Origin of the sequence: Amycolatopsis thailandensis (genome assembly GCF_002234405.1) — a bacterium.
Lineage (GTDB): Bacteria > Actinomycetota > Actinomycetes > Mycobacteriales > Pseudonocardiaceae > Amycolatopsis > Amycolatopsis thailandensis.
The window spans coordinates 1-1,094 of sequence record NZ_NMQT01000220.1; the positions used below are offsets into that span (position 1 = coordinate 1).

The 1,094-nt window shown below is 71.3% G+C and carries 1 protein-coding gene; it reads left to right on the forward strand.

Translation table 11 applies throughout. The annotated features are described in order from the left end of the window. A partial coding sequence (locus CFP71_RS41640; RefSeq protein WP_143267273.1) for an alkaline phosphatase family protein occupies window positions 1-1,063 on the forward strand: 1,063 nt, incomplete at its 5' end. Between the last annotated feature and the right edge of the window lie 31 nt (window positions 1,064-1,094).

Genomic DNA, 1,094 nt, shown 5'->3' on the forward strand with positions numbered 1-1,094 from the left:
GTCCGCGAAGGACTCCGAGCACCCCGGCGCGTCCACCCCGGTCGGCAGCGCGAACCTGATCTACCGCGTGCTCGACGCCCTCGCGTCCGACCGTGAGACGTGGTCGAAGACGGTGCTGCTGATCAACTTCGACGAGAACGACGGCTATTTCGACCACGTCCCGCCGCCGATGCCGCCCGGCAACGCGGCGAACGACGCGGACCACTTCAACGGCCAGCCGCTCGGGTTCGGCCCGCGCGTGCCGATGACGGTCGTCTCGCCGTGGTCGATCGGCGGCAACGTCGATTCGACGGTGTACGACCACACCTCGGTGCTGCGGTTCCTCGAACGCTGGACCGGCGTGGGCGAGCCGAACATCAGCAAATGGCGGCGGACCGTCGCGGGCGATCTCACCGGCGCCTTCGACTTCTCGCGCGCCGGACGCCAGCCCCGGGTGAACCGGCCCGGTCCGGTGCCCGCGCCGATCAGCCGCTGGCGGCCGTCCGCCCCGGCGGAGCAGAGCCTGCCGGTGGCAGAGCCCGGCAACCGGCCGTCGCGTCCGCTGCCGTACCAGGTTTCGGTGTCCGGCGTCGTCAAGTCCGGTTCCCTCGCGCTGTCGCTGGTGAACAGCGGCTCGTCTTCGGCGCATTTCGCGCTGTACCCGTACAAGGGCGAGTTCGCCGAGCCCGCGCACCGCGACGTCCGCGGTGAGGCGCCGGAGGTCGTGAAGCTGGCCGGTGACGAGTACCGCGTCGTCGTCCAGGGTCCGAACCGGTCGTGGTGGGAACTGCGCGGGAACCGTCGCGGGGCCGCCGCGGGCGTCGACGTCCGGACACGGTTCCTGACGTGGCGTTCGGGGGTCGAGTTCAAGCTGTCCAACTCGGGCACTTCGGCGCTGACGCTGCGGCTGTCGTCCTCGCGGTTCACGCGGGTGGTGCGGGTCGGGGCCGGACGTTCGGTCACCGTGGACTGGCCGGTTTCGGGCGGCTGGTACGACGTTCGCGTGACGGCGGACGGGGATCCGTCGTTCCTGCGGACGCTGACCGCGCGGGTGGAGAACGGACGGTCCGGCGTCTCCTGCTGACGCGGACTCGTGAGCGGGTCAAGGGGGTCGT